The sequence below is a fragment of the Candidatus Endomicrobium procryptotermitis genome (assembly GCA_031279415.1).
Classification (GTDB): Bacteria; Elusimicrobiota; Endomicrobiia; order Endomicrobiales; family Endomicrobiaceae; genus Endomicrobium_B; species Endomicrobium_B procryptotermitis.
On record JAITIP010000018.1, the window covers coordinates 128,667 to 151,422 of the forward strand.

Consider the following 22,756-nt stretch of genomic DNA (forward strand, 5'->3'; position numbering starts at 1 on the left):
AAGCAAACGGCACAAATGTAATTTCCTCTTTTATCTTTGTCCTAACATGAATTTTTTTATCCTCTGGGGTGGTATTTTTTGTGTTGCTGTTTGAGTTTATTGTTATCGATATGGGTATATATCTGTGTTGTCGAAATCGAACTGTGCCCCAGCATCTCCTGAACGAAACGTATATCGGCACCACCTGTGAGAAGATGGCTGGCAAAAGAATGTCTTAAAGTGTGTGGAGTTATATTTTTGGCAATCCCTGCATTTTTAGCTATATTTTTCAGCTGGCGCCAAAATTCTACCCGCGAGAGTTTTTTGCCGAGCCGCGATATGAAAATATGCTCGTCTTTGTCCACAACAGGTTTTCTTTTCCGCAGATAAATATCTAAAAAATACCGCGCTTTAGCCCCAAATGGAATAAGCCTTTCTTTCGATCCTTTCCCAAAAACTTTAAGAAAAGCCTCATCAATGTTAATGTTTGAAAATTTTAAGTTTATAAGTTCTGATACTCTTAATCCGGTGGCATACAGAACTTCAATCATGGCTCTGTTTCTTATGTTCATTTCATCAGAACCGTTAACCGAACTTAAAAGAAGTTCAACTTCTTCAAAAGAAAGCATTCCTGGAAGGTCTTCGGAAATTTTCGGGGCCGTAAGATATGATGTAGGATTATTTTTTAGTAAATTTTCAATATTTAAAAATTTATAAAACTGTCTTAAAGATTCAATCATTCTGTAAATCGAACGCGGCTTTAAGCCTTCATTTTTTATTTCCCATAAAAAATCTGTTATGTCATTATGCTGCAAATTTTCGGGTTCGAGAGCTTTTTTTTTACAGAACTCAAAAAATTTATTTAAGTCCGATCTATATGCCGAAATGGTATTTTTTGATAACCCTTTTTCAACGGTTATATAGCTTATAAAATCGTTTAAAGTCTTATTAATATTTATCATAAGTTCCATTAAGATAAGGATTGTGTTGGAGTTCGTTCGCAAGTGTCGTACGGCTTCCGTGTCCCGGATAAATTACAATGGAAGGATTTAATTTTTTGATTTTCTCAAGAGAGCAGATGATTTCTCCAAAATCTCCACCTGGAAAGTCTGTCCTGCCGATTGTTCCAGCAAACAAAATATCTCCGGTTATTATAAAATCGTCAAATAAAAGGCAAATGCCTCCTTTAGTGTGTCCGGGAGTGTGAATGACCGTAAATTTCGTAAAAGAAAGGCTGACTTCCTGATTGTCTTCAAGCTGCATTTCCGGAGTTTTCACGGACTGCGGATTGCCAAACAGTGCCGAAACGTTGAGCTGCGGGTCGGCAAGAATGCTCGCTTCTTCTTTATGAGCGGCCAAAGGTATTTTGTATTTCAAGCGTATCAATTCGTCCGCAAGAATATGGTCGTAATGCCCGTGAGTGTTGATGAGCAACTGCGGTTTTAAAGCATTTTTTTCTATTTCAGCGACAACTTTATCTCCGTCTTCGCCGGGATCAACTATTAAGGCATGCAAAGAATCCACGTCATAAACTATGTAGCAGTTGGCTTCAATGCGTCCTGATATTATCTTTTTTACTTTTATCATTTTAAAATTATATTAAAAATCTGCAAAATTATATTCGTGACAACTCCTGCGGCCATATCGTCAGCAGTTATTCCAAACCCGCCTTTTATTTTCTGAAGATTTTTTATAAACAGCGGTTTTGAAACGTCAAATATCCTAAACAGCACAAAAGCCAAAAATAAAAACAAAATCGTCTTAGGTAAAAACACTACCGCAAGCCATATGCCTGCAACTTCGTCTATTACTATTCTCTGGTCATCTTTTTTGCCGTAAATTTTTTCCGCAAGAGATGAAAATAATACCGAAGCAAAAAACATAAATATTACTGCGGCAGCCTGAAAGATAAAGTTTTCCGGAATAAAAAATGCCCAAATCAAAATTCCGACAAGACTTCCGGCTGTTCCCGGAGCATATTTCACATATCCTGCCCCGCAAACCGATGAAAAAAATAATATCATTTTATGCATTGTCTTTTAAAAGCCATCTGTGTTTAAGTATGTAGTGCGCTCCGGAATAAATCGTCATTACAGTTGTGGCAAGCGTCACCCAGTAAGGCATTTTTCCGATAATAATGGCAAGAGTACGGTACGAACCATTGTCAAAAGTGGCTATAAGCTGCGGAGTGATTCCGTAATATTTCAGGAAATATTCATGAACTATAAGTATCAGTAAAACAAGTATTATTGCCACTATTTGCGAAGTCGTTTTAAACTTTCCGGCTTTATCGGCCGGTATTATTACGTTTTTTGAAGCGGCGATGGAACGCAGTCCCGTTATCAAAAATTCTCTTGAAATAATCGCTATTACCATCCATCCAGGGATACACAAAACATCAATATCCACAAAACATATAAAAGCGGCCGAAATCAAAAGTTTATCAGCAAGAGGGTCTAAAAAAATGCCAAGCGATGTAATTGTGTTATTTCTTCTTGCTATCTGTCCGTCAAGTATATCTGTAAGAGAAGCTATGGTGAAAACCAACAGTGAGAGGATGCTGAACCAAAAAGAGTGAAGTTCCATAAAGACGATAAATAACGGCACCAGACAAATTCTAGTTATTGTAAGTTTATTAGCTAAATTCATTTTTATCTTTTTTGCAGCATAACAGGGCTGCGAATCTCCGCTTTTATATTGTAACCATCATTATCTTTAATGACAATTTTATAAAATTTACCTACATCAAAAACTTTATCAGACATTATTAAAGTAGTTCCGTCAACTTCTGGAGACTGAAATATACATCTTCCGCCGATCAGATATTTTTTGCCTTTTATAACACAGTTTTCGGCAAAAAATTCCGTTTCAGAATTTTTTAAAAACTCCATTTTCGATTTAAAAACTTCGTACTGCACTTTTTCTATTTCAATCCTTCTCTTTTTAGTTGTTGCAGAACTTATATGATTTTTAAACTTTGAAGAAGGCGCATCTTTTTCATCAGAATATTCAAATACTCCCACATATTGAAAATATCCTTGTCTTATAAAATCAATAAGTTCGCGTATGTCGGCTTCTGTTTCACCGGGAAATCCTGCTATAATGGAAGTTCTTAACACCATATCCGGAAGTTTATTTTTAATTTTTTCAATTATTTTTCCGGTATTCAAAGGCCTTCTCATTGAATAAAGAATGTTTTTACTTATATGCTGTATCGGTATATCCATATAACTGCAAATATTTTTATACTCTTTGAAAACATCAAGCAAAGAATCCGTTATGGCAGAAGGATAAGCGTACATCAACCTTATCCATCTGAGACCTTTGATATTTGCAATTTTTGAAAGAAGCTTATCCAGTGCAAAAGCATTATATATGTCTGAACCGTAAGAAGTAGTGTCTTGGGCGGTCAAAATAAGTTCTCTGATGCCAGTACTGACCAAAGAACGCGTTTCGCTATAAAGCGATTCTATCGTGCGGCTTGTATATTTTCCTCTCAGATTTGGAATTATGCAGAAGCTGCAGCCGTGATTACAGCCTTCGGCTATTTTTAAATAAGCCGAAGGTAAAGAGGAAGAAAGAGATCTGTAATTCGAATCGTTAAAACCCCCTGCGGCAGCCTGATTGACGGGTTTTCCATTTAAAATTAAAATGGGAAGCCTATCCAAAGTTCCTGTTCCGACATATCCGTCTATTGAGGGAAATCTTTCCATTATTTCTTCCTTAAGAAGCTGAGGCAAACAGCCTGAAACATAAACTTTTACGTCTTTTTTATCCTTTAAACGAAGAACGTCGTTTATGTATTTTTCCGATTCTTCCCTTGCATCTTGAATAAAAGAACATGTATGTATTATGACTATATCGGCTTCCTGAACATTTCCGCTTATAAAAAAACCTTTATTTTGCAAATTTCCTAGAAGATATTCGGCTTCAACGGTATTTTTAGAGCAGCCAAGAGCTACTACGGCAATGGCTTTTCTCATTTCTTAAAGCCGCCTCTTTAAAACCAACATATTGACGTCGTTAACCGCGCCTTTTCCTGCGTTGATCTCATCTCCGTTAAAATAAATGGTGGCGCCTGGAGTATATCCTATATTTACGACAAAATCATTGTTTGCCTTCCATTCTTTTTTCGTACCTTTCACTATGGTTCCCTGAAATATTTCTCTTCCGTCTCCTTCGACTTTTATCCACACATTTTCTACTGCATTAATTACAAGTTCCTGTTTTTCCTGTATCTTTCTTTCTGAAAGTGCTGTTTTAGTATCGTTTTTCGCCTGAGCGCTTTGTTGTTCTTTAGGAAAAGGGTTCAATTCTTTGTTCTTATTTTCTTCTTCGGTTGATATGACCTTCTGAGGTATATATTCCAAATGTTCCTGTTTCATTTGTAGTTCCTGAATTTTCTGAAACTGTATTTTTTTCTGTTTAAAATCTAAAATTTTATCTGTATCCTCAGTCAAAACTGAAATATTTTTACTGAGATATAAAAAAGTAGCAAACAAAATGCCTGCTACCAATACCGTGGCAAAAAGCTTTTTTAAATCGCTGCCTCTTTCTTTAATTGATTTTTGAGATTTTCTGCCGTTTTTATTTTGCTGACAGTTTTCTTCTTCATTTTTATCGCATTTTCTTTTTTCATACTCTATAAGCAGCTCTATTCCGTTAAAACCTAAAAATTTTGAATACGACTTTACAAAACTTTTATAATAAATTTCAGCTGTAAATACCGTCTTATCGCCTTCTTCAATAGCTGAAATGTACTTTTCCTGAATCTTTGTCGCCGCGTGTACTTTTTCTAAGTCTAGACTAAGCTCTTTACGTTTTTCTTTTAAAATCTTTCCGAGTTCTTTCATCAATAATACCTAAATCCTAATTAAGTTCTATAACTTCCACTCCTTCAGAATGCTTAAATTTAAAAATATCTTTTTTAAATTTCTGATTTATTTTATATTCCGAAATATTTACTGTCACCGCAAGTCCTGCTGCTGTAACAACAGCTTTTGATGCAAGAAAGCTGGTTTTGTCTATGTGAAGCTGCATATTCCAATCACTCTTTTTTGCTGGAGTAATTTCAATAATATAATTTTTATCGTCTTCGCCCACATAACTTACGGAATTGTCTTTTTTAATCGTTTTCCAACTGCTTCCAAAATTTACCATTGAAGCGACGGTAAAATCTCCATTGATGACGTCTTTCCAATTGTCTATGACCGCCTGCGCATTTTCTGGGGTATAAATCGTAATCTTTTTTCCTTCAATGTATATTCTCTGTTCCTGAGGGGTTTTCTGGACTATAAAAATAGTGTCGGGTTTTTTATACTTTAAATTTCCAGTAATATTTTGTTTTTCTTTTGTAGAAGAATAAAAAATTTCCTGCGAATATGATATTTCGGCTGTATTGACTTTTTTATCTGCGGCCTCAATTTTGGAAAGAATATCGTTTAATTTGGCTTCGTTGTCCTGTGCAAAAATATTCATCGAAAAAACAAATAATGCCGCAAACGCAAAAATGTTTATTCTTTTAATCATTTTATACCTCCATGTCAATTTATTTTTACCTTTACCGGCTGTGCACATTAAAACTTTCCGCTTTGGCACAGCTAAGAGATCCTTTCTAGATATTCATTTATTCTATCATAATTTATATGCCATTTGTTAGTTCCTTCTGGCTTTGTAATAAATCCTTTCATTTCGAGAATGCTGAGTATATTGGTTGCCCGCGCAGAACTGCCGAAATTAGCTTTAAGCAAATCCTGTGAAATTCTTCTGCGTTCATTTATAAGAATAAGAGCTGGAATCAAATCTTTTAAGTTTCTTTCCCGTTCAGGATTTTCAGTTTCGGCAGAAACTTCTACTGCTATCGGCTCATAAATACGCGGAAAGTTTTGTTCTTTTATAAAGTTTATTATTTTTTCGGCTTCTTTTAAAGATACGAAAGCGCCCTGTAAACGTACAGGTCTAGCTTCTCCGGGAGGCAGAAATAACATATCTCCTTTGCCTATTAAATCTTCCGCACCTAAAGCATCTAAAATTACGCGCGAATCTATTTTTGAAGTTGTCTGAAATGACAACCGTGCGGGGAAATTTGCTTTAATAACGCCTGTAATAACGTTAACTGAAGGTCTTTGTGTGGCAAGAATCAAATGTATTCCTACGGCTCTTGCCATCTGTGCAAGCCTTTGTATAGAATCTTCGATTTCTTTCTGTGCCACGAGCATTAAATCTGCAAGTTCATCTATGATGACGACAATATAAAACTCTTTTTCTCTTCCTGTTTCGAACATTTTATTATTATAATCTTCTATATTTCTTACCATTTCTTTGGCAAATCTGTTATATCTTTCGTCCATGACATTGACAAGCTTTTTAAGCGACGAGGCTGCTTCCCGCGGATTTGTGATAATGTCCGCATCGGCAGATGATGTACATGGATTGTAAAGATGAGGTATATCATTATAGATTGGCATTTCGACGCGTTTTGGATCTATAATCATAAATTTTACTTCATCGGGACGGGCTTTATATAAAATCGAAAGAATTATTGTATGTATTCCTACGCTTTTACCCGAACCCGTAGCGCCTGCTATAAGCAAATGAGGCATTGAAGTCAGATTTGCGACATAGCCTTCTCCATCCGTAGTTTTTCCCAAAGCCAGCGACAACAGAGATTTTGAATTTTCAAAAGTGCGGCTTTCAAGGATTCCGCGCAATCCGACGATTACGCTTTCTGGATTTGGGACTTCTATGCCTACAGCTGCTTTTTCTGGAACAGGGACGACTCTTATAGAAGAAGTTCTCATTGCAAGAGATATGTTGTCAATAATATTCGTAACGGCCTGTATTTTAACTCCGGGAGCCAAAACCAAATCGTAACGCGTAACTACGGGACCTGGAATAATATCTTTAACTTCGGCTGTTATGTCAAAATCGGCAAGTGTAGTTCTTAAAAGTTCAGCTCTTTCAAGCAGTTGTTCTTTCTTTGTTTCGAAACTCGTTGTCTGATCATTTTTAAGTATATTGGTCGGAGGCAGTCGGTAATCAAAATCTTTGCCTATTGCTTTTTCAGTTTTTTGTTTTTCTTTTTCGGTCTTTTCTTTATTTAATTTTTCTTCTCTTTCTTTTTTGTTGACAATATTGGGTTTTAGAGGTTCAAATTTTGCAATCTCAGTTTCCGATTGAAAAATAGGCGGTTCCTGCTTTTTTTCCAAAACATTCGGTTTAGATTTTTCTTCCTTATCGGGTTTTTCCACAAAATCTCTGATAAAATGGTATACGGCCGAACTAAATGAAATTCTGAATAGTCTTGCGATGGAATATATGAAAATGATAGAAACAATGCAAAAGCCAAGCGTAATACCTAAAAGTTGCTCTAAAAAAGGATATAGTTTGTTTCCAAGCCAGCCGCCAGCAGTATTTACCTCAAATAAAATGCCGGAAAAAGAAAACAACACAGTTCCTGATACCATGCACGCGACAGACCATATAAAGTCCATTCTCTCTCGTAACTCCATAGATTTACTTATATGAACTACAAAAAACCAAAGAAAAATAAAAGGAAGAATATATGTTCCAGTACCGAACATCTGTGACATCACTTCCGAAAACGCTTTGCCTATTATACCGGAATTCTCAGGCACTATTATGGCATAGGCACATATAAATGCAGCCAAAACAAAAAACAGGGCTGCAACTTCCCTGTTTCTATCTGCATTATTTATTTTTTGTTTTTTATTTTTTTCTTTTTTCTTTCCGGCCACTTTTGCTATCCTCAGGGCTTTATAAACCAAAACCGAGCAGAGAACAGTATTTAACGGAAAATGCTCGGCGAGGCTTCATTACCGCATCCGTTATTTAAGAGAAATTCTGTAGCTGTAATCGCTCTGTATTATAGTTACCTTGTTTTCCCTTGAAAGCCAACCTAAAGCAAGATAAAGCATGGTATTCGACAAGCCTAAATTTGCCTTAATTTTTATCGGAGAAGATTCTCCGTTCTCATTTAAATATTTCCAAATTTCTCCCGCCGCGGACCCTATTCTGTCAATCATTTCTGTCATATTTAAACCTCTAGTTTAAACTTTTTCTACTTCAAACAAATCCTGCCCAGAATTTACGGGCTTGCCGTTTTCGACAAGAATTTTTATGATTTTCACTTTAAACGTGGCTTTTATTTCATTCATAACTTTCATGGCTTCGACAATACACAAAGTTTTTCCTGTTTCGACCGTATCTCCTTCTTTGACAAATACAGGGGAAGACGGCGATGGTGACTTATAAAAAACTCCCGTTATGGGAGATTTTATTGTTTCTCCCAAACCTGATGGTGGTTCATGTTTAGGCTGTCGGTTCTGCAAGGTGATTTCCACAGTTTCCGGAACTTTTGCCGAAGGAGAAAAAACATGTGGTTTTGTTTTGTCGGGATTCTTTCTTTTAATGCGAAGTTTGTAATCTTTGGAATTTACTTCCAATTCCTCAATTTTTTCATCTTTCATTATTTCATAAAGAGATTTTACTTTATCTTTAATGTCATTGGCCATGATTTACCCTTTTGTTGTTGTATTCAAAGGCTTTTTTGTCATATCCGTAACTACTACCTACCATACATATTCAATGAATTTTTTGCATAGCCCAACATAATATAATTAACTATTGCTTTGCGGCCTTCATGCTGAGATTTACTCTTCCCTGCTTGTCAATTTCTATAACTTTAACCGTTACTTCATCACCTTCTTTAACTACATCTTCAACTTTTTTTGTATGTTTTTCCGCAAGCTGTGAAATATGTATCAGCCCTTCTTTTCCTGGAAGGACTTCTGCAAAAGCGCCGAAAGCCATAATCTTAACTATTCTTCCTTTATATATTTTCCCGACCTCAACTTCAGCCGTCAATAATTCTACATAATCTTTCGCATGCTGAACGCCTTCGGCGTCGGTTCCTGAAATATATACTTTTCCGGTTTCTTCTATATCAATTTTAGCATTTGTCTCTTCCTGAATTTTTCTTATATTTTTTCCGCCGGGACCGATAAGTTCGCCGATTTTATTTTGCGGAATCATAATGCTTACCATCTGTGGAGCAAAATCCGATATTGATGGTTTAGGAACGGAAATTACCGCGTCCATTTTATCTAAAATAAACATTCTTCCGCGTTTTGCCTGTTCCAGCGACTGAGCAAGAATTTCTGTAGTAAGACCTGAAATTTTTATATCCATCTGCAAAGCCGTAATGCCTTTTCTTGTGCCTGCGACTTTAAAATCCATATCGCCCAGATGATCTTCCATTCCCATAATATCCGTAAGGATGACATAATTATCGCCTTCTTTCATAAGTCCCATAGCCACACCTGCACAGCTTGATTTAACAGGAACGCCGGCGTTAAACAAAGCAAGCGAACCTCCACAAACCGAAGCCATTGAAGAAGAACCGTTGGATTCCAGAATATCCGACACTATTCTTATGGTGTATCCAAAATCCTCTTCTTTCGGAAGAATAGGTCTTAAAGCTCTTTTTGCCAAAGCGCCGTGGCCTATTTCTCTTCTGCTTGTAGATCTTTCGCCTTTAGGCTCTCCTGTGGCAAATCCCGGAAAATTGTAATGCAGCATAAAACGCTCTTTATATTCTCCAGAAAGTTCATCCATTATTTGCATGTCTCCAGGTGTGCCAAGCGTAACTGTAGCTAATGCCTGAGTCTGCCCTCTTGTAAATAGTCCTGACCCGTGAACTCTGGGAAGAATATCGACTTCACATGTTATAGGTCTTACATCTTCAAGTCCGCGCCCATCGCTGCGAACTCTTTTATTTAAAACAAGCTCTCTTGCTTTCTTATAAAAGATATCTTCAAGAATCATGCTTATTGCAGCCGCTTCTTCGGGATATTTTTCAAGCATTCTTGCGGTAATATCTTTTTTAAACGCTGCCCAAAAAGCATCTCTTTCGTCTTTTTCTTTGATAATTACACACTCTTCGGCTTTTGATACAGCTTCGGACTCAATATCGGCTTTTAGAGGTTCATTAACTACAGGCTCGGACACAGTTGTTTTAACTTTTGTAGGCAAACTTTTCTGAAATTTACAAATTTCTTTTATGGTTTCTTTGGCAAGATTTAAAGCATCAAGCATTTCCGATTCGGAAAGCTCCAAAGCGCCTGCTTCAACCATTGTCAAGGCTTCTTCCGTACCGCTTACAACTAAATCCAATTCGCTTTCTTTTTGTTCGGATCTCAAAGGATTTACAATAAATTGTCCATTTACCCTGCCTATTCTGACAGATGCAATAGGCACCGCAAAAGGCAACTCCGAAGCCGTTAAAGCCACCGATGCGCCCAAAATAGCCGCAATATCGGCGTCATTTTCTCCGTCATGCGAAAGAACAATTGCAGAAATCTGTGTATCATTTCTCCAGTATTCAGGAAAAAGAGGCCTTATGCTTCTGTCTATAAGCCTGCTTACAAGTATCTCGCTGTCTCTGGGTCTTGCTTCTCTTTTAAAAAAGCCGCCGGGAATTTTCCCTGCGGCAAATGTTCTTTCTCTATAATCTACGGTCAAAGGCATAAAATCCGTTCCAGATTTAGGCTCTTTTGACCCGACTGCACTGACTAAAACAGTCGTATCTCCAGATTTGACAAGGCACGAACCGCTCGCCTGTTTTGCCATTTTACCGCATTCTATAATAATTTTTTTCCCGGCAACTTCAATTTCTTTTTTTAAATACTCCACTTTTACGCTCCATTGCCCGGCATATTTTGCACAAAAGATCCAAGAAAATGCCTTTTTTAAGCGTTTTATTGCATCCTTTGTAGCCTGCCGGGACTATTTTTATTTTGTTTTGTAAATAACTTACTTTCTAAGATCGAGTTGTTTTATTAAGGTAGTATAACTGCCTTTGTCATGCTTTTTGATATAGTCTAAAAGTCTCCTCCTCTGCCCAATCATTTTTAGGAATCCAACTCTTGAAGCAAAATCCTTTGGATATTTTTTAAAATGGTCAGAAAGATATTTGATTCTTGACGTAAGAAGTGCAACCTGAACTTCTGGAGAACCCGTATCTGTTGCATGAGTTTTAAACTGTTCAACAACCGCTTTTTTTTCAAATGCCATCTTTGCCGCTCCTTGCCTTTTATCACAAAAATTTATACCACAATATTTGTTGATTTTATCATATTTTATTTCAAATGTAAACCAACTAAAACATCACAACATATTGGAGATTTTAGTTTTTGAAAAGATGTTGGAATAATGAAGCGGCGTTTGATAATTTAAGCCTTTATGATGTTTTTTTGAATTATACCAACAAAAATCAATTGTTTTTTTATCCGGATTAATTTATAATATCATAAAAAAATAGAGGAAAGGAGAAAGTATGAAAACGTTTGTTCTTGATACCAACGTCCTTCTTCACGATCCGGATTCCATTTTTTCTTTTGCGGACAATAAAGTGGTCGTTCCAATGACAGTTATCGAAGAGCTTGACACTTTCAAAAAATTGAACGACGAAAGAGGCAGAAGCGCTAGGCTTATTACCAGAAGCCTTGATGAGCTGAGAATGATAGGAAAGCTTTCCGATGGAGTGAAACTTAAATCCGGTGGAATAATTAAAATTGAAATGAGCGGCAATAATGTCGCCGATTTGCCTAAAGATTTTTCGGGACAGAAGTCAGACAATCAGATTCTTTCAATAGCTTTGGTCCTTAAGCAAAAAGGCGAAAGAGTAATTTTTATAACAAAAGATATAAATCTCAGAATCAAGGCTGAAATATTGGATGTTCCCACTCAGGACTATGAAAAATCAAGAGTAAAAATAGAAGAGTTGTATTCCGGCTGGCGCGAAATAAAAGTTCCGGCTTCAAAAATCGACCAATTTTATAAAGAAGGGAAAGTTTTGATAAAACAGAACTTTTATCCCAATGAATGCGTGGCTTTAAAAGACGAAGCTGGTTCTTCAAAAAGCGCTTTGACAAAATTTTCCAAAAAAGATAATGCTCTTGCACCGATTTTTCATCAAAATGCTGCTCCGTGGGGATTGAAACCTTTAAATATAGAACAAAAGTTTGCCGTAGAACTTCTACTCTGCAATGATGTTAATCTTGTAACTCTCATAGGTTTGCCCGGTGCCGGAAAGACTATTCTTGCTTTAGCCTGCGGCCTTCAAAAAACCGTAGAAGAAAGATATTTCAGAAAACTTTATATAGCAAGACCGATTATACCTATGGGAAGGGACATAGGATTTTTGCCTGGAACAAAAGAAGAAAAACTCGATGCATGGATGGGTGCGATTAACGACAACCTTGAATTTTTGGTTGACAAAGGGCATCCTGATGGAAAAACCGAAGAAAAAATAGACTATTTGTTTGGTTCGGGACAGATTGAAGTCGATTCTCTTACTTATATAAGGGGCCGTTCTTTGCCGCAGCAGTACATTATTATAGATGATGCGCAAAATCTTACTCCGCATGAAATAAAAACTATAATTTCCAGAGCAGGAAACGGGACAAAAATAGTTTTAACTGGTGACCCCTATCAGATAGACAATCCTTATTTGGATGCTTCTTCAAACGGTTTGACATATCTTGTCGAAAGGTTTAAAGGGCAGGAAATTTTCGGGCATATAACATTTTCAAAAAGCGAAAGAAGTTCTCTTGCGGCTTTATCCTCAGACCTCCTATGAGCAAGGATGTTGAGTGAGTGCAATGAAAAAATTTCTAAACATAGAGCAGGAATATGAACTCATTGTCCGGGTTCATATAAAGGTGAATCTTCTATAATGGGAACCTTACTGTGTTGTTGAAAAACTTGACAAGGCTAAAGTGTCATTGGAGAAAATGTAAAAATTTATAATGATAGGATACATAAATAAAGGCGTTTTTCTCAATTATATAGATTGTCCGACTTTGGGCTGGATGTCGAAAAGAGGGTTGGTTCCGCGTCAGAACGGACTTAACGATAAACTTTTGATGCTTGAAGGAAGAAATATACACAAATTGTCGTGGAAACTTTTTCCAGATGCAGTAAATGCCAAAAAAAGTGACATACTTGATTCCAACCAACGCACAAAACAGCTTATAGAAGAAGGCGCGTGTACAATTCTAGAAGCTTCTTTTGTTGCCGGCGGTTTTTCCGTCAGGACAGATATAATAGTGAAAACTAAGAACAACAGATGGCATTTATATGAAGTAAAATCCGGTAGCAAGTATAAAGTCAAATATGTTGAAGATATGGCATTTAGCGCCATGGTTTTGTCGAAGTATGGACTTCAAATTGAAAAAGCCTCTCTTATGCATTTGTCGCATAATTACCGTTTGGGAATGAGCGAAGAAAAACTTTTCAGCTCTTTGGACTGTTCCGAAAAAGTTTGCACAAAAGCCTCCGAATATTCTGGCATTTCACAAAAAGCTTTGGATGACATAAAATCTGATAAAATGCCCGACCCTTTTCTTAAAAGGCAATGCAAAAATTGTCCAGTTTTTGATGTCTGCATGGGAAAAGGCATGAAAAATCATATTTTTGATTTGCCGCGGCTTTCTGGAATCGCCATTGAAGGGCTTATAGCGCTCGGCGCGGACACTATAGATAAAGTTCCGGTCGATTTTGAGCTTACTGAACATCAAAAAATAGTGAAAAACTGCGTTCTTACCTCAACATATTATGTCAGTAAAAATCTTAAAGCAGAACTGGAAAAAATAAAATATCCGGTTTTTTATCTGGACTTTGAATCCGTAACCACGATAATGCCTCTTTATCCGGACATTGCTCCGCATACACAGCTTTTAACGCAGTTTTCGATACACAAAAGCGAAAATGTTGAGGAAGCGTTAAAGCATTTTGAATATATAGCCGATCATACAAAAGACTGCCGTCGCGAAATAGCCGAAAAACTTGTCAAATGCTTTGGCAGGGAAGGAAGCATAATAACTTATTCGAATTTTGAAAAAGTCGCAATAAGAAGGCTTGCCCCGATGTTTCCTGATTTGACCGAAGCTTTAAAAAATATAATTGACAGGCTTGTCGATATTGAAGCCATAGTGCGCAATAATTATTATGACGTAAACTTTCATGGACGCTCTTCGATTAAAATAGTTCTCCCTGTAATGGTACCCGAAATGAATTATAAAGATCTTGAAATAGGCGAAGGCGCAGCTGCTGCTGCGGCATTTTCATTTATGGCTATGGGGCTATACGATGAAACAAAAATTAACGAAACGAAAAAAAATCTTCTGCAATACTGCGCTCAAGACACGCTTGCCATGGTCAAAATTCATAAATTCTTAATTGACGCTGCCGCTGAAAAATATAGAAATTAGCTCACCGTTTAGACTGCATATCATTAATATGAATATGATATGAGTAAAATAGCAGGCTAATCAAAAGAAAAATCCATATATTTTTTAAGAACTTACATTTTTTGGCATAATTAAGCATCTTAACCGCATGGGGGGCAATAATCTCCTTCAAAGACACAGGAATGGTCTCAATAATGAAACAGGAGAACTTTATATTTTAGTCATTGCATGTAAATATATCTGCTGCAAAAAGCGGGAAAAGTGAAAACAATAGCAAAAAAAGAAAAAGCTTTAAATTATGAATATGACAAAATATGCTTTATTTTATATAATCTTCTATAAAAATGGGGGAGATTTAAATGTCAATTTTGATTACCGGAGCGGCAGGGTTTATCGCGGGCAAAGTATGCGAAATGCTTCTAAAGTCGGGGAAAGACATCGTTGCAATAGACAATATGAACAATTATTATGATGTGAAAATAAAAAATTACAGGCTTAGAAATCTGAAAAAACTGAAAGGTTTTATATTTTATAAATCAGATATTGAAAATAGAAAAAGTATTGAAAATATAGTAAAAAGACATAAAATTACCGCTATTATAAATCTTGCCGCAAGAGCAGGAGTGCGTTATAGCATGGAAAATCCGTTTATATATGTTTCCACAAATACTATGGGTACGCTTAATCTTCTTGACATTGCAAAAGATTACAAAATCAATAAATTTGTTTTGGCATCAACTTCTTCTTTGTACGCGGGGCAAAAAATGCCTTTCAGCGAAAATCTTGCCGTAAACACTCCTATTTCTCCGTACGCCTCTTCGAAAAAAGGCGCGGAAGCAATTTGTTATTCTTATCATTATTTATACGGTTTGGATATAACGGTTGTCAGATATTTTACCGTTTATGGACCAGCTGGAAGACCCGATATGAGCATAATACGTTTTATCAAATGGATTGATGAAGGAAAACCGATTGAACTTTTCGGGGACGGTTCACAAAGCAGAGATTTCACTTATGTCGATGATATAGCAAGAGGAACAATTAAAGCTTTAAAAAAAACCGGCTATAAAATTATAAATCTTGGAAGCAATAGACCGTATAAACTCAGCCATATGATTAACCTTATAGAAAAATATCTCGGAAAAAAAGCAGCATACGATTATAAACCATTCCATAAAGCTGATATAACCGCGACATGGGCTAACATAAACGAAGCAAAGAAAACATTTGGCTGGACGCCAAAAATTTCTTTAGAGCAGGGCATAAAAAAGACAGTAGATTGGTATATTGAAAATAAATCATGGTTTAAAAATGTTAAATTGTAAAAAATTCATTAAAGGAAAAATAATGTATAAAGAGTTACTGCGGAAAATTAATGACAAAAAAGCGAAAATAGGAATTATCGGTCAGGGATACGTCGGGCTCCCTTTGTCTGTTGAGCTTTGCAAACGCGGATTTAAAGTGACGGGATTTGAAGTTGATAAATCTAAAGTTTCCGATATAAATAGAGGAAAATCTTATATAGGCGATGTTTCATCGGATGATATGAAAGAGCTTGTCAAATCCGGCAGCTTTGACGCTACGTTAGATTTTAAAAGCCTTTCAAAAGAGGACGTAATAATAATATGCGTTCCGACACCTTTAAGAAAGTCAAAAGATCCGGACGTGTCTTATATTTTGTCTGCGGCGCAAAATGTTAAAAATAGTTTAAAAAAAGGTCAGCTTGTAATTCTTGAATCCACGACTTACCCGGGAACTACCAAAGATCTCATGTTGCCGATTTTGAAAGAAACGGGGCTTGAAGCGGGAAAAGATTTCTTTTTGGCTTTCAGTCCAGAAAGGATCGATCCTTCGAATAAAAAATTCGGAATACAAAATACTCCTAAAGTCGCAGGGGGAGTTAGTGTTCATTGTACGGAGCTGGCGGCGGCCGTTTACGGTTCGTTTACAAAAGTGCAGAAAGTTTCTTCGACTGAAGCCGCCGAAATGGTAAAACTTTTGGAAAACACTTTCAGAGCGGTAAATATTGCGCTTGTCAATGAAGTGGCTTTGATGTGTAATAAACTTGAGCTAAACGTTTGGGAAATAATAGATGCGGCTGCGACAAAACCTTTTGGCTTTATGCCTTTTTATCCCGGACCAGGAATAGGCGGGCATTGCATTCCTTTAGATCCTCACTACTTATCGTGGAAACTTAAAACTTTAAATTTTTATTCAAGATTTATAGAACTTGCCGGCGAAATGAATTCAAAAATGCCGGAATACGTCGTTTCAAAAGTCACAGACGCTTTAAACTACAAATCGAAAGCTTTAAAAGGTTCGAAAATTATCATTTTAGGCGCAGCGTACAAGAAAAATGTGGCTGATGTAAGAGAATCGCCCGCTCTTGACGTGATAAATCTTTTAATTTTGAAAGGTGCTAAAGTCTCTTATTACGATCCCTATATACCTTCAATAAAAAATTGCAACTGCGGGCAGAGCTTATTTTCGGAAAAAAATCTTGACGGACTGAAAAAATATGATGCTGTAGTTATCATAGCAGACCATACCTGTGTCGATTATAAAAAAGTCTTAAAAGATTCTAAAATAATAATAGACACGAGAAACGTGTTCAAAGATAACAAATCGGGCAAAATCGTAGGAATATAAAATGAAAAAAAAAGAAAATTTTTTGAAAATTTTTATAAATAATCTGCGTTATTTGTTCAGATATAATATTAAACAGATGGAAAAAAATTCTGTCAAAAAATATGAACTTCCATTTTTGTTTGATAATCTAAAATACGAGTTGGAGTATGATAATGTAAAGCCTGTCAGACCTGAGATATTCGATTATAATGAGACGATAGATATTCTTATAAAATCGGATAAAAGTTTGATTCGTTACGGCGATGGAGAGTTTATGGTAATGATGGGGAAATCCATACCTTTTCAGGAATATAACGAAGATTTGGCAGATAAGTTGAAAAATATTCTCAAAACCAAATCCGAAAAAATTCTTATAGGAATTCCATACGTTACATTTTATTCGTTTGATTTAATGACGGAATATGCAAGAGAATATATGTGGCAATGGAGTATTGAAAACAGAAAAAAGATTATTGAACTCATTGATATTGAAACGAAATACTGTGATACTCTGTGCAGCCAGGTATACGCCAATTATAATATCGATTTTAAGGAATACTTCAAAAAAGTGCAAATGATTTGGGAAGGAAAAGATATAGTGATAATATGCGGCGATAGAGTTTTTAAAAATATAAAAAATAATATTTTCGATAATGCTGCGTCTATAAAGTATTTATATACTTTGTCCAAAAATGCTTTTTATAAATATGATGAGATATTGAAAGAAGCGCTGAAAGAAGATAAAGAAAGACTTATTATAGTTATTTCTGGTCCTACTGCTAACATTTTGGTAAATGATCTGGCGAAAAACGGATACAGAGCCTTGGATTTTGGACATATAGCCAAAGATTATGATTATTACATTGCAAATGTAATTCATACCAAAGAATCAAATCGTCAATTTTTCAGCCCGGATTAGTTTTGTTTTGAAATTTTCATATAAAAATTAAGTATTGAAAGGAGGAAGTTATGGCAAAAGATGAAAAACTTAAAGCTTTGGATTTGGCTCTTTCACAGATAGAAAAAGATTTTGGAAAAGAAGCTATTATGAGGCTCGGTGAGAAACACGCCAAAACGAAAGTTGACGTGATACCTACGGGTGCGCTGCCTTTGGACATAGCGATAGGTGTCGGCGGAATTCCCAGAGGAAGAATAATCGAAATTTATGGACCTGAATCTTCGGGTAAAACTACTTTGGCATTATGTATGGTTGCACAAACACAAAAATCTGGCGGAATAGCCGCATATATAGACGCTGAACCTGCGATGGATCCGGAATATGCTGCGAAACTTGGCGTTGACATAGAAAATCTTTTGATTTCACAGCCTGATTCCGGCGAACAGGCATTGGAAATTGCCGACAAACTCGTCCGCTCTGGGGCTGTTGACATTATTGTTGTTGATTCAGTGGCGGCATTGGTTCCGAGAGCCGAAATCGAAGGGGAAATGGGAGATTCTTTCGTAGGTTTGCAGGCAAGGCTTATGAGCCAGGCTCTTAGAAAGCTTACGGCAAATATATCGAAATCAAAAACGTCAATAATTTTTATAAATCAGCTAAGGCAGAAAATAGGCGTTATGTGGGGAAGTCCTGAAACCACCCCAGGAGGGCTTGCTCTTAAATTTTATTCTTCAGTAAGGCTTGATATCAGAAGGATTGAATCCGTTAAGAAAGGTGATGAAATTTTGGGCAATAGAGTAAGAGTAAAAGTAGTAAAAAATAAAGTTGCGGCTCCGTTTAAACAGGCCGAATTTGAAATAATGTTTGGCGTCGGGATAGACAGAATGGGTTACCTTGTGGATATGGGCGTCGCCGATGGGATAATAGATAAAGCAGGAGCTTTTTTCAGTTATAACGGCGATAGGCTAGGACAGGGAAGAGATAATGTAAAGATATATTTGAGAGAACATCAGGAAATAGCTGTGGAGATAGAATCTAAAATCCGCGCTAAAGCTTTTGGCGTCGGAGAATCTTCTGAAAAGGATAATAAACAAGAAGAAACAAAAACCGAAGTTTCGGCTGCCAAAGAAAAAAATATGAAAATGCAAAAGAAGAGTTAAAGAGTGGACTGCGGAGCTATTGTATTTCGTCTTTGCCGAAACAGGATAATAAGTTTTCGCAAAGCTAAAATACATTAAACTCATTCTTTGTTCTATCTTTAAAAAATAGGGGTTGAAAAATGAAAAAGTATCTTTTTTGTTTATTAAGCATGTTTATTTTTACGGCTTTTCTGAATGCCGAAGTGCCAAATGAAATAAGGTATAACGGAAGGCTTAAAAGTTACAAAACTCCTGTAAATGATACAGCGAAATGAATTTTAAGATGTATGAAAGTGAAGCAGGAGGGACGGCTCTGTGGGAAAGCGGTAATAAAAATATTAGTGTGACAAGCGGGATATTTACTTATACAATGAGTCCGAATATAGACTGGCGTAAAAAAGATATATGGCTTCAACTGGTTGTAAACGGCATAGAGCTTGCTCCCAGAGAAAAAATAATGGCACAAGCGTATGCTTTACATTCAAAATCAGCTGAAAATTTGACAGCATCTTCGGAAATAAAAGTTAATATTTCTACCATTACTTCTTCAATAGGTCTTAATAACAGCGGTGATCGGATTATCTTATAAAGAATACAGGAGAGAAATAGAATGAAAATTTTAATTACAGGCGGTGCGGGCTTTATAGGTTCAAATATTGCGGATGCCGCTGTTGAGAACTCTCATAAGATTGTAATTTTGGATAATCTGTCTTCAGGCAAAAAAGAAAATATAAATAAAAAAGCGAAATTTTATAAAGCGGATATAGTTAATGCCAAAAAGGTGTCTGAAATCTTTAAAAGGGAAAAACCTGATATAATTATACACTGTGCGGCTCAGATTGATGTAAGAAAATCTGTGTCTGACCCTAAGCATGATGCAAAGATTAATATTCTCGGTTCTTTGAACATACTAAAAGCCTGCGTCGAAAATAGAGTAAAAAAAGTCATATTCGCATCTTCGGGTGGAACGATTTACGGAGAATGCGGTTTGAAAGCTCCCGATGAAAATGCTTTTCCTAATCCTTTGTCTCCTTATGGGATTGCAAAATATTCCGTAGAAAATTACATAAAATTTTACTCGGAAATTCATGGGATTAAATATACGATTTTAAGATACGGAAATGTTTACGGTCCGAGGCAGGATCCAAAAGGTGAAGCTGGAGTCATAGCGATTTTTGCGCTTAAAATGCTTAATAATGAGGCAGTCACGGTATTTGGCGATGGCAGACAGCTGAGGGATTATGTGTTTGTTTCAGATGTCGTAAACGCTAATTTAAAAGCTATTACAAAAGCCGACAATCAGATAATAAATATAGGCACGGGAAAAGCGGCTGCATTAAATGATATAGTTATGTTAATGTCTAAATTATCGAAGACAGATAAAAGACCGGTGTATAAACCCAAAAGAGAAGGAGAATTGTTTAAGAGTTTTCTGAATATAAAAAAAGCGGCGAAAGTTTTGATGTGGAAACCGAAAATAAATATTAATCAAGGAATAAAAGATACTATTGATTATTTTTCAAAATAAAATTTACATGAGTTTTTAAATAAAATTAAGAGTTTCAATGGGGGCTTATGAAAGCTTTTGTTTTGGCGGCGGGTGCGGGAACGAGATTAAGACCTTTAACACATGATATTCCAAAACCTATGATTCCGATACTCGGCAAACCTGCTTTATATCATACTTTAAACAATCTCGGAAAATATGGTTTTGACAATGTTTGCATAAACCTTTTTCACTGTCCGGACTGTATAACCGATTATTTCAAAAATAATTATATGGATATAAAGCTCAGTTATTCTTTAGAAAAAAAACTACTCGGCACAGCTGGAGCCATAAAGAAGCAGGAAAAATTTTTAGACGAAACTTTTACCGTTATGTCGGGTGACGGACTGACAGACATCAACCTTGAAAAAGTTTTGGCTTTTCATAAAAAGAAAAAAGCTTTGGCCACGATAGTTTTAAAAAAGACTGATATAAGACTTGAATATGGCATTGTCGTTACAGATAAAACCTCTAGAGTAAAAAAGTTTGTGGAAAAGCCGAAATGGAGCGATATTTTTGCTGACATGGTAAACACCGGGATATATATTTTTGAGCCGGAAATATTAAAATATGTCCCTGAAAATAAATTTTTTGATTTCAGCGTGGATTTGTTCCCCCTATTATTAAAAAATAAGAAAAAAGTTTTTGCTTATCCGATGGAAGAATATTGGACGGATATCGGTAACATTCTAGAATACAAGAAAGGCGTTTTTGACGCTTTGGACGGGAAAGTGAAAATTAATGTCTCCGGATGTAAGAAACAAGGAAGCTATATAAGCAAATATGCAAGGATTGATGAAAGTGCAAAAATAAAATGGCCTTGTTTTATAGATGACAATGCATATATAGGCAGAAATGTTATTATTAATCCTTATTCGGTTATATCCCAGAATGTGAGAATCGAAGATAATGCTGCCATAAAAAGTTCAGTTATATGGGAAGGTTCTCGTATAGGTAATGGTGCAAAGTTAAGCAATACTATAGTAGGATATAAAGGCAGAATTCCAGATGGCATTATGCTGTTTGATTCAATAATAATGAGTTAAAAAATACAGGAGAAAGAAAATGGCTAAACAAAATGGATATGTTTTTACTTCAGAGTCAGTAACTGAAGGACATCCTGATAAAGTCTGCGATATTGTTTCAGACAGTATTTTGGATGCGATACTTACACAAGATCCGAAGGCAAGGGTTGCCTGCGAGACTTTTGCGTCGCCGGGACTTCTTATTATTGGCGGAGAAGTTACCACGAAAACTTATGTCAATATTAAAGAAATTGCAAAAAAAACGCTTAAAAAAATAGGCTATGACAGTCCGGAATTTGGTTTCAGTTATGAGGATTGCGCGATAATAAACTTGATAAACGAGCAATCTCCAGATATTGCACAGGGCGTCGATACTGGAGGTGCAGGCGATCAAGGTCTTATGATAGGATTTGCTTGTAAAGAGACAAAAGAACTCATGCCTTTGCCCATAGTTTTAGCTCATAAACTTGCGATGAACCTTGCGCAGGTAAGAAAAAAAAATATTCTGCCTTATCTTGCCCCCGATGGGAAAACGCAAGTCACGGTTGAATATGAAGATTGGAAGCCGAAAAGAGTTGCAGCCGTAGTTTTATCCACGCAGCATACAAAAGCAATTCTTGATAAGAGCGGTAATAAAATTACGGAGAAATCAAAAAAAGAAATTTTTGACAAAATAATAAAACCTGTGCTGGGCAAATTGATAGATAAAGATACAAAAATCCATATAAATCCTACAGGAAAATTTGTTAAGGGGGGTCCTGCCGCCGATACGGGGCTTACCGGCAGAAAAATTATAGTCGATACCTATGGGGGAATGGCTCCTCACGGGGGAGGCGCATTTTCTGGCAAAGATTCCACCAAAGTTGACAGAAGCGCCGGCTATATGGCAAGACATATTGCAAAAAATATCGTTGCTGCAGGTTTTGCGGATAAATGTACAGTTCAGCTTGCTTATGCTATAGGTGTTTCCGAGCCTGTTTCAGTTATGGTTGACACTCACCACAGTGGTAAAATTGCAGGAGAAGTTCTCGAACCGGCTGTCAGAAAAGTTTTCCCGCTTACCCCTAAAGGCATTATAGATTATCTTGATCTTAGAAAGCCAATTTTTGCAAAAACAGCAGCATACGGACATTTTGGCAGAGAAGACAAAGACTTTAAGTGGGAAGCGGCAAATAAGGTTGAAGAACTTATAAAGACAGTTAACAAGTAGAAAACTTAGATAGCTTTGAAGTCTGGAAGTTTACTAAAGACAAAGACTTTGTTAAACT

Annotated in this window: 21 protein-coding genes and 1 pseudogene; 10 read left to right on the top strand and 12 right to left on the bottom strand. The window is 36.3% G+C overall.

The window, feature by feature from the left end; all coding sequences use genetic code 11:
• Nucleotides 1-56: 56 nt before the first annotated feature.
• The 12 genes from xerD to rpsO all read right to left on the bottom strand — a co-directional run bounded on the left by xerD (nt 57) and on the right by rpsO (nt 11,073).
• Entirely contained in the window at nt 57-941 is an 885-nt protein-coding gene (gene xerD, locus LBD46_03445) for a site-specific tyrosine recombinase XerD (protein ID MDR2426219.1), read from the bottom strand.
• Entirely contained in the window at nt 928-1,566 is a 639-nt protein-coding gene (locus tag LBD46_03450; GenBank protein ID MDR2426220.1) for an MBL fold metallo-hydrolase, read from the bottom strand. Before LBD46_03450 ends, xerD begins: the two co-directional genes overlap by 14 nt.
• A complete protein-coding gene (locus LBD46_03455; protein ID MDR2426221.1) occupies nt 1,563-2,012 on the bottom strand; it encodes a phosphatidylglycerophosphatase A in 450 nt (149 codons plus the stop codon). The genes LBD46_03450 and LBD46_03455 overlap by 4 nt, the downstream gene beginning before the upstream one ends.
• Nucleotides 2,005-2,628, bottom strand: coding sequence for a CDP-diacylglycerol--glycerol-3-phosphate 3-phosphatidyltransferase (gene pgsA / locus LBD46_03460; protein ID MDR2426222.1), 624 nt, complete (start codon nt 2,626-2,628; stop codon nt 2,005-2,007). The genes LBD46_03455 and pgsA overlap by 8 nt, the downstream gene beginning before the upstream one ends.
• Before the next feature lie 2 nt (nt 2,629-2,630).
• Complete coding sequence (rimO, locus tag LBD46_03465; protein MDR2426223.1) at nt 2,631-3,962, bottom strand: 30S ribosomal protein S12 methylthiotransferase RimO; 1,332 nt, start codon at nt 3,960-3,962, stop codon at nt 2,631-2,633.
• 3 nt (nt 3,963-3,965) lie between these two features.
• Nucleotides 3,966-4,832: a DUF4115 domain-containing protein gene (locus LBD46_03470; GenBank protein ID MDR2426224.1), complete on the bottom strand. Its 867-nt coding sequence runs from the start codon at nt 4,830-4,832 to the stop codon at nt 3,966-3,968.
• 16 nt (nt 4,833-4,848) lie between these two features.
• Nucleotides 4,849-5,508, bottom strand: coding sequence for an outer membrane lipoprotein carrier protein LolA (locus LBD46_03475; GenBank protein ID MDR2426225.1), 660 nt, complete (start codon nt 5,506-5,508; stop codon nt 4,849-4,851).
• Nucleotides 5,509-5,579: 71 nt separating this feature from the next.
• Complete coding sequence (locus tag LBD46_03480; protein ID MDR2426226.1) at nt 5,580-7,736, bottom strand: DNA translocase FtsK; 2,157 nt, start codon at nt 7,734-7,736, stop codon at nt 5,580-5,582.
• A 90-nt stretch (nt 7,737-7,826) separates the two neighbouring features.
• The gene (locus LBD46_03485) at nt 7,827-8,033 is read right to left on the bottom strand and encodes a winged helix-turn-helix domain-containing protein (GenBank protein ID MDR2426227.1); all 207 of its coding nucleotides are present in this window, start codon (nt 8,031-8,033) and stop codon (nt 7,827-7,829) included.
• 15 nt (nt 8,034-8,048) lie between these two features.
• Nucleotides 8,049-8,513, bottom strand: coding sequence for an acetyl-CoA carboxylase biotin carboxyl carrier protein (gene accB / locus LBD46_03490; GenBank protein ID MDR2426228.1), 465 nt, complete (start codon nt 8,511-8,513; stop codon nt 8,049-8,051).
• A gap of 109 nt (nt 8,514-8,622) precedes the next feature.
• Nucleotides 8,623-10,692 (bottom strand): polyribonucleotide nucleotidyltransferase, encoded by a 2,070-nt coding sequence (locus LBD46_03495; protein ID MDR2426229.1) that lies wholly within the window; start codon nt 10,690-10,692, stop codon nt 8,623-8,625.
• A gap of 120 nt (nt 10,693-10,812) precedes the next feature.
• Nucleotides 10,813-11,073 carry a 30S ribosomal protein S15 gene (gene rpsO, locus LBD46_03500; protein ID MDR2426230.1) on the bottom strand — a complete coding sequence of 87 codons (261 nt, stop codon included), beginning with the start codon at nt 11,071-11,073 and terminating at the stop codon, nt 10,813-10,815.
• 262 nt (nt 11,074-11,335) lie between these two features.
• On the opposite strand from rpsO, the gene LBD46_03505 reads away from it, so the two are divergent.
• From LBD46_03505 to metK, 10 genes and pseudogenes are all read left to right on the top strand, one after another.
• A complete protein-coding gene (locus LBD46_03505) occupies nt 11,336-12,640 on the top strand; it encodes a PhoH family protein (protein MDR2426231.1) in 1,305 nt (434 codons plus the stop codon).
• Nucleotides 12,641-12,809: 169 nt separating this feature from the next.
• Nucleotides 12,810-14,273, top strand: a complete 1,464-nt coding sequence (locus tag LBD46_03510; GenBank protein ID MDR2426232.1) for a DUF2779 domain-containing protein — start codon at nt 12,810-12,812, stop codon at nt 14,271-14,273.
• Between the two features lie 338 nt (nt 14,274-14,611).
• On the top strand, nt 14,612-15,577 hold the full coding sequence (locus LBD46_03515) for a GDP-mannose 4,6-dehydratase (protein ID MDR2426233.1): 966 nt from the start codon (nt 14,612-14,614) through the stop codon (nt 15,575-15,577).
• Between the two features lie 22 nt (nt 15,578-15,599).
• The gene (locus tag LBD46_03520) at nt 15,600-16,901 is read left to right on the top strand and encodes a nucleotide sugar dehydrogenase (protein ID MDR2426234.1); all 1,302 of its coding nucleotides are present in this window, start codon (nt 15,600-15,602) and stop codon (nt 16,899-16,901) included.
• A 1-nt stretch (nt 16,902) separates the two neighbouring features.
• Nucleotides 16,903-17,799: a GT-D fold domain-containing protein gene (locus tag LBD46_03525; protein ID MDR2426235.1), complete on the top strand. Its 897-nt coding sequence runs from the start codon at nt 16,903-16,905 to the stop codon at nt 17,797-17,799.
• A 50-nt stretch (nt 17,800-17,849) separates the two neighbouring features.
• A pseudogene (recA, locus tag LBD46_03530) lies at nt 17,850-18,824 on the top strand (recombinase RecA).
• Between the two features lie 364 nt (nt 18,825-19,188).
• A complete protein-coding gene (locus LBD46_03535; GenBank protein ID MDR2426236.1) occupies nt 19,189-19,506 on the top strand; it encodes a hypothetical protein in 318 nt (105 codons plus the stop codon).
• A gap of 21 nt (nt 19,507-19,527) precedes the next feature.
• A complete protein-coding gene (locus LBD46_03540; protein MDR2426237.1) occupies nt 19,528-20,445 on the top strand; it encodes an NAD-dependent epimerase/dehydratase family protein in 918 nt (305 codons plus the stop codon).
• 47 nt (nt 20,446-20,492) lie between these two features.
• Nucleotides 20,493-21,509, top strand: coding sequence for an NDP-sugar synthase (locus LBD46_03545; GenBank protein ID MDR2426238.1), 1,017 nt, complete (start codon nt 20,493-20,495; stop codon nt 21,507-21,509).
• A 19-nt stretch (nt 21,510-21,528) separates the two neighbouring features.
• Nucleotides 21,529-22,698, top strand: coding sequence for a methionine adenosyltransferase (metK, locus tag LBD46_03550; GenBank protein MDR2426239.1), 1,170 nt, complete (start codon nt 21,529-21,531; stop codon nt 22,696-22,698).
• The last annotated feature ends 58 nt before the right edge of the window (nt 22,699-22,756 follow it).